This is a genomic window from Agitococcus lubricus (assembly GCF_003051055.1).
GTDB lineage: Bacteria > Pseudomonadota > Gammaproteobacteria > Pseudomonadales > Moraxellaceae > Agitococcus > Agitococcus lubricus.
In genome coordinates this window covers 54,339-60,338 of the sequence record NZ_QAON01000017.1, presented here as the reverse complement: position 1 = coordinate 60,338, position 6,000 = coordinate 54,339, and the positions used below count along the sequence as shown (strand labels likewise).

The 6,000-nt window shown below is 44.0% G+C and carries 6 protein-coding genes; 3 read left to right on the top strand and 3 right to left on the bottom strand.

Annotated elements, in window-relative coordinates:
* Window positions 1-90: 90 nt before the first annotated feature.
* A complete protein-coding gene (locus C8N29_RS14140; protein ID WP_107866722.1) occupies window positions 91-1,209 on the bottom strand; it encodes a TonB-dependent receptor in 1,119 nt (372 codons plus the stop codon).
* Window positions 1,210-1,379: 170 nt separating this feature from the next.
* A complete protein-coding gene (locus C8N29_RS14135; RefSeq protein ID WP_107866721.1) occupies window positions 1,380-2,030 on the bottom strand; it encodes a 2OG-Fe(II) oxygenase in 651 nt (216 codons plus the stop codon).
* Here C8N29_RS14135 and C8N29_RS14130 point away from each other — a divergent pair.
* From C8N29_RS14130 to C8N29_RS14120, 3 genes are all read left to right on the top strand, one after another.
* Window positions 2,029-2,874, top strand: coding sequence for a 23S rRNA (adenine(2030)-N(6))-methyltransferase RlmJ (locus C8N29_RS14130; protein ID WP_107866720.1), 846 nt, complete (start codon window positions 2,029-2,031; stop codon window positions 2,872-2,874). The two genes, C8N29_RS14135 and C8N29_RS14130, sit on opposite strands and share 2 nt — an antisense overlap.
* A 124-nt stretch (window positions 2,875-2,998) precedes the next feature.
* On the top strand, window positions 2,999-4,207 hold the full coding sequence (locus C8N29_RS14125) for a pyridoxal-phosphate-dependent aminotransferase family protein (RefSeq protein WP_204509366.1): 1,209 nt from the start codon (window positions 2,999-3,001) through the stop codon (window positions 4,205-4,207).
* A 53-nt stretch (window positions 4,208-4,260) separates the two neighbouring features.
* Complete coding sequence (locus C8N29_RS14120; protein ID WP_107866719.1) at window positions 4,261-4,725, top strand: DUF4262 domain-containing protein; 465 nt, start codon at window positions 4,261-4,263, stop codon at window positions 4,723-4,725.
* Here C8N29_RS14120 and C8N29_RS14115 read toward each other — a convergent pair.
* A complete protein-coding gene (locus tag C8N29_RS14115) occupies window positions 4,722-5,888 on the bottom strand; it encodes a GGDEF domain-containing protein (protein ID WP_170107000.1) in 1,167 nt (388 codons plus the stop codon). The genes C8N29_RS14120 and C8N29_RS14115 overlap by 4 nt on opposite strands.
* Window positions 5,889-6,000: the final 112 nt, after the last annotated feature.

Here is a 6,000-nt window from a genome sequence, read left to right as displayed (position 1 = left end):
TCGGCTTTTTCATTGACTTCGTTGCTTTCATAAACACCTCTACTTGCAGTATAAATACTACCTATCAAAGTGTCCTGTTCTATTAAACCATTACAGTTGTTCAGTCAACGCGCTTAGATGAAAACGTGCATTTTCTTCTTTGACAGACGGTTGACCAATCATGCCATCGGGAAATAGGCCGGCAAACGCGCCTTTGGGAAAGAGATAAATTGAGCTGGGATTTTCATAGTCACCATATAAATAACTGAGTTGTGGACTCAGTTGCCAACCCAAATAGTGTCCTCCTTGCCAACTCAAATCAAAGGAAGCTCGATGATGATTAAAACGGGCGTCGGGGTCTAGATTGTCATTAATACCCACGCCTGTGCCTGTATTCCATGCCTTCAACCAAGCGCTACGTAGCCGATAATTGGGGGCTTGTAAGTCCAGATGCGCATTAAAATAACGGGCACTTAAACTGGCCGCAGCAGGGGCAAGAGATTGCGCAGGATAAGGTTGAAACAACTCATCGTAATTACTTTGAATATCGCGTTGAATAATAGGTGAGTCACCATCACTTTGATAATAATTCAAACTCAGTAAGGCGCTATTATCTTGCCATTGTTGTCGCTGTAGGAGATTGGCGCGGCCTGTGGCAAAGCTACCGACCGTCAGGCTTGCTTGATTGTTTTTGATATCACGTGGGTTTTTGGTATGAATATTAATCACCCCTGCAAAAGCATCTGCGCCATAGAGTGCAGAGCCTGCACCACGAATCACTTCAATTCGGTCAACTAATTCAATAGGTAAGCTGTATGCATTAGGAATACGCTCGCCTCTATCGCCCAAAAACAGACTGGTCATAGGAATGCCATTGACCAAGACTAAGGTGTGTGGGTTGTAGGTTGATGCGATGCCACGAATAAAATAGCGGGGTGCATATTGAAAACTACCGCGCGAAACATGGACATTGGGTAAGGTTTGTAAGGCCTCGTCAATACTTTGTAGGCCTAAGTCGGCAATGGTTTTCGCATCGATAACGCTGGTGACGGCAGGCGCACTATAAGAAGATTTGGGTGTGCCTGTCGCAATACTGACTTGTACTTGTGTTAGGTCTTCTAAGGAGAGTGCGAGTAATTCATCCGTAGAAAAGTCACGACCTGCGGCGAAGGTCGGTGTGATGTGCGTAATACAAAGGCTCAACATAGCGAGTCGACGTATGTGCTGCATGATGACATGCCTATAATAATAAGAGTGCTAAATGACATAAAGCATAAGTGAGCAAGGCTGCTCAGAGACGTTTATTGTTTCTATAATCAGTATAGACTACAAAAAAAATGTGGCACAGTCGACATTTTTCTGTGCACAGTGGCTGGCAAACCCCGACTTAGGCATTGCACCTAAACGAGGGCGTAAGTCATCTCATCACGTCTAAACCAGCCTGCAATACTGTAGCGCGATTGTGTGGACGCTAAAACTTCGTGGGGCATATCGGCACTCATAAATAAGACCAGTGTGCCACCCAGTGGTGGTAAACGCAGTAATAGCTCATCGTGAGCATTAAATAATTGCAGTTCGCCACCTGCATCGGCTGGCCAGTCTGCGTTTAAGTAACACACGCTCGATATGACACGCGCATCGTTATCACGGTGGCGGTCGACATGGCGTTGATAGACACTGCCTGCCTGATAATGGGCGTAATGTGCCTCAAAAGACTGCAAACCCAAATAAAAAGACGCATTTAATGTGTGTCGAAGCGTATCCATTTGCGCTAAATAGTGTCGGCCAGTGTTAAAATCATCTTCTAGCCAACAAATGCTGTCACCACGAATTTGGCGATTTAAATTATGATGCTGGCCTCGACCGATGCCTGCTGCATGAAATAAGCCTTGTTGTTGGCAAGCCACTAATTCTCGTCGAAGCGCATCTTGTTGAGCGTCAGATAAAAAATTAGGTAGCACGGCATAATGCTGTGTGGCTAACTCTTCTATAGCGTTGGCGAAGTCTAAGACAGGCCAATCGACACGCTGATTACTCTGAGACTCGTGCATGAATTATCGTCACCATTATCACGCAGGCAATTTTGCTGACGTGATGAAACATATCTTATTGATTGGATTATTACAGTCCTTACATAAAAAGGACAATGCTTTTTGTTATATCGATACCCATGCAGGCCAAGGTTGGTACGATTTAGCAGCCGCACCTTCACAAAAAACAGGGGAATATCTTGAGGGTATTCGCAAGTTAAATCCGCGTTTAGCGCATGATATACCGTGGGTAGACCGTTATTTTAGTGCATTAAGTGCGCTCAAAGAACAATTTAGTAAGGCATACTATGGAGGCTCGCCGTGGTTTGCGTTTGATAATATGCGTCCACAAGACCGTATGGTTTTACTCGAATTTCATCCTGTCGATGCCGAAAAACTTAAGTATAATTTTCATTATCAACCACAGGTTGCGGTTCATCATCGAGATGCGTATGAAGGCTTGACTGCACTGATTCCCCCTAAAGAAAAACGCGGTTTGGTGTTGATTGACCCGCCCTATGAAGAAGAACGCCAAGATTATCCCCAAGTCGTTGAATTATTGGCTAAAGCGCATGCCAAATGGCCGACGGGTACCTTTGCTATCTGGTATCCCATTAAAGACCGGATTTTGATTGAACGCTTTGAACGACGTTTAGTAAAAACAGGCATTCGTCGTCAATTAGTGTGTGAGTTGTGTGTGATGCCAGATGATAATAATCTAGGTCTCAATGGCAGTGGTTTATTGATTGTCAACCCACCTTATCAGTTTTCTGAACACGCCGACAAGGTGCTGCATTGGTTATTACCCCAGTTAAGTCAACATCCAATGGCCAAAGCCTCGGTAAAATGGTTGGTTGGTGAGTAAATCGTTGCATCTCATTTCTACGTCAGTTAGTCTTGGCCAAAACAACAATGAGTCTTTGTATTTGTCATCAGTGTTAAACATAGGTCGATAAAGATAAAGGCTCTTAGAACGTGGATAATAAAAGATGTTACTAGCCCCAGAAATCACCCCCAATGCCTATACCACTCCTTTACGCCGTTTATTAGGGCCAGGCCCCTCAGATATTTCAACACGCGTATTGCAAGCATTAGCCAAGCCGACCATCGGTTACTTAGACCCCAGTTTTGTTGGGATGATGGAAGAGCTAAAAGCCTTATTACGTTATGCCTTTCAAACCAAAAATGCCTTAACGTTTCCCGTTTCGGGGCCAGGTTCGGCGGGTATGGAAATGTGTTTTGTGAATATGGTTGACCGTGGCGATAAAGTGATTGTTTGTCGTAATGGTGTGTTTGGCAATCGTATGGTCGAAAATGTCGAGCGTTGCGGCGGTCAAGCGATTATTGTCGATGATGTGTGGGGGCAGGCTGTTGACTTAAACAAAGTCGAAGAAGCATTTAAGCAATACCCTGATGCTAAGGTATTAGCCTTTGTTCATGCCGAAACCTCAACAGGCGCATTATCGGATGCCCGTGCTTTGTGCGCGCTTGCCCAGCGTTATGGGGCATTAACGATTGTGGATGCCGTGACCTCTTTGGGAGGAGTGCCCGTTTTAGCAGATGAGTGGGGGGCAGATGCCATTTATTCAGGCAGTCAAAAATGCTTGTCGTGTACACCAGGGTTGTCACCCATTACCTTTAGTGACCGTGTGGTGGCTAAAGTGCAAGCACGCCCGCAAAAGAGCCAAAGTTGGTTTTTGGACTTAAATTTGTTGTTAGGTTATTGGGGCGAAACGACCCGTACCTATCATCATACCGCGCCGACTAATAGCTTATATGCTTTACATGAAGCCTTGTTGGCATTGCAGCAAGAGGGTTTAGAGCAAGCATGGGCGCGTCATAAAAGCAACCATGAAGCACTAAAGGCGGGTTTAGCTGTTCTAGATATCCGTTATGTGGTCGAAGAAACGTCGCGTTTGCCGCAATTGAACTCTATTTATATTCCTCAAGGGTTAGATGATAAACTCGTGCGTACGGCCATGTTACAAGAACATGGCATTGAAATTGGTGCAGGTTTGGGCGCATTAGCAGGGAAAATATGGCGTATTGGTTTGATGGGCTATTCGAGTCGTGTCGAAAATGTTGTTGCCTGTTTAGCCGCCTTGGAGTCTGTACTCATCAGTCAGGGCTATGCTTGTCAAGCAGGGCAGGCCGTAGCAGCCGCTTATCAATCCTACGCTCAGCAGTCGCTGAGTTAAGGCCACTCAACATACCGTCTGTATGCTGAGCGACAGACGGTAAGAGAAAATCGATGGCTAACAATAAAATATTCACCAAGCTCTGTAGCGATATTGAGCAATTCGGTTGGCATGTTTTGTATGTTTGCCCTGAGCAAGATGAAGAAGGGGCTTGTTTTGCCTATACCGTTGGCTTAACAGCAACCTTCTCGCATCCCGAAATCATGATATTTGGTTTGAGCCAGCAAACTGCCCACAGCTTGCTACAAGTGTGTGTCGATAAAATTAAGGCAGGGCAACACTTTCAGGCGCATCAAGGCTATGATGATATTATTGCCAATAATTATCAGGTCATGTTTAAACCCGTCAATCCCGCCTATGTTGCGGATTATATGGGTTTAGCGCTTCGCTATTATCAACAAACATCTTTTAACGCCCTGATTTTGTGTTGGCCAGATAAACATCATGCCTTTCCTTGGCAAGCAGCGCATGCAGGAGGGCAAACGGAGGTGTTAATGCTAATGCAACCAACGACTTAAACGTGCGCATAAATACGAAAACAGTTTTTGCCTTCATGTTTGGCTTGATACAGTGCTAAGTCGGCTTGTTTTAAGCCAACATCAAAGTGCTGTTGTCCGAGTTGGAGTTGGGTAATTCCCATGCTGACAGTGACGTTAAACGGTGTAGTCGCATCGTGCTGATGAGTAGCAATAGCGGTACAGGTTTTTTGTCCCATGACAAAGGCATTATCTACTTGGTCACTACACCAACAGACAATAAATTCTTCACCTCCCCAACGTGCGACTAAATCCAGTGGCCGCTTAAATAAGGTTTGCAGTTGTTGAGCGACTTGGGTAATCACTTTATCGCCCATATCGTGTCCTAAGCTATCGTTAATTTGTTTGAAATTATCAATATCCAAAATCGCTAAATAAATTGCTTTGTGTTCGCGTGTCGCGATTTTAGCCAGTTGCTGATAATGTTGCGTAAAGCCTTTGCGGTTATATAGCTGCGTCAAACTATCGGTAATCGCCTGTTCTTCGCTTTCTTTGAGTAACGTAAATAAATGATATTCATTCGCCCCATTGACTAAGGAATAAAATACGCCAATCGCAAAAGCCATGCCCAAAAAAAGTAATTCTAGGATATGGGTATAATTCAGCTCGGCATGTGCGCTTAAAAAGATAAGGCAATAGACGCCTAGCACAAACAGAGGGGTATTGATAATCCAGCGATAGGGATAATTAAATACCCACAAAAAGACAAGGATACTGAGCTCGATGATTTGGTAGGGATAATAAATATGATTAGCAACCGTAAATGCATATAAGATATTACAGCTAAATAAAGCCATAGAGGCCAAAGCAAACATCTTTTGATAATAGTATTGGTCAGGTGTGGTCGTTTTTAGACTGATCACTAACAAGGCAATTAAGCTGGCATCAGTGCATAAAAAGTTAATCATCAGCACACCCAATAATTGGGTACCTGATAACACACTAAAATATAAAGACACTTTAATAATAATGAGTAGGGTCACAATCGGCGCACTGAGCATAATCCGATGATGTAATTTTTGACCTAAGTAGCATAAGTATTGCTCATGGTCAGTCGGCGTGGGCGTTTTGAATAAATCGAGCCACATACTTAAAAACGAGTGTTTATAGTGCTTGATTAGGTCAGATAATGAAGGCTCAGACATCACTAACAACACTCCGTATGATGAGGCTTTGTTTGGCGCATCGCTATTTTTTATAGTAAAAATTGGCATTTCATACAGGCACATAGGCGGTTATTGCAATGCCTAAGGTTTA

Coding starts and splice junctions, on each gene's coding strand:
- C8N29_RS14135 (WP_107866721.1), bottom strand. CDS start 2,030: ATGCACGAGTCTCAGAGTAATCAGCGTGTCGATTGGCCTGTCTTAGAC.
- C8N29_RS14130 (WP_107866720.1), top strand. CDS start 2,029: ATGAATTATCGTCACCATTATCACGCAGGCAATTTTGCTGACGTGATG.
- C8N29_RS14115 (WP_170107000.1), bottom strand. CDS start 5,888: ATGTCTGAGCCTTCATTATCTGACCTAATCAAGCACTATAAACACTCG.
- C8N29_RS14140 (WP_107866722.1), bottom strand. CDS start 1,209: ATGCAGCACATACGTCGACTCGCTATGTTGAGCCTTTGTATTACGCAC.
- C8N29_RS14125 (WP_204509366.1), top strand. CDS start 2,999: ATGTTACTAGCCCCAGAAATCACCCCCAATGCCTATACCACTCCTTTA.
- C8N29_RS14120 (WP_107866719.1), top strand. CDS start 4,261: ATGGCTAACAATAAAATATTCACCAAGCTCTGTAGCGATATTGAGCAA.